The sequence below is a fragment of the Blautia sp. CAG:257 genome, assembly GCF_000433815.1.
GTDB lineage: Bacteria > Bacillota > Clostridia > Lachnospirales > Lachnospiraceae > Blautia_A > Blautia_A caecimuris.
The window spans coordinates 1-259 of record NZ_HF999078.1 but is presented as its reverse complement, the minus strand read 5'-3'; the positions used below and the strand labels follow the sequence as shown (position 1 = coordinate 259).

The following is a 259-nucleotide window of genomic DNA, read 5'->3' as shown; positions in this document are numbered from 1 at the left end:
CCTTGATATCCCTTTCCCTTTCATGAAGATCTTCTGCCTTTTCATAATAATAATCAGACCGGAAGCCCATCAGCCACACAAGTCTTCCCAGAAGTCCCAGCATCATTGCTCCGCAGCATAAAAAAACAACCCATACCTTTTTCTTATGAAAGGTCATGTTTTTTTTCATAAAAATGCCCCACAGAGATCATCACAAAAATATATGATTCCTCTCTGCGGGGTATGTTTTTATCTTTCTTTTATTCCAATCCGGCCTCTT

Annotated in this window: 1 pseudogene; it reads right to left on the bottom strand. The window is 39.4% G+C overall.

The window, feature by feature from the left end:
• Nucleotides 1-169 (bottom strand): annotated as a pseudogene (locus tag QVP40_RS14010) (cell division protein FtsI); the annotation flags it as partial.
• Nucleotides 170-259 lie beyond the last annotated feature (90 nt).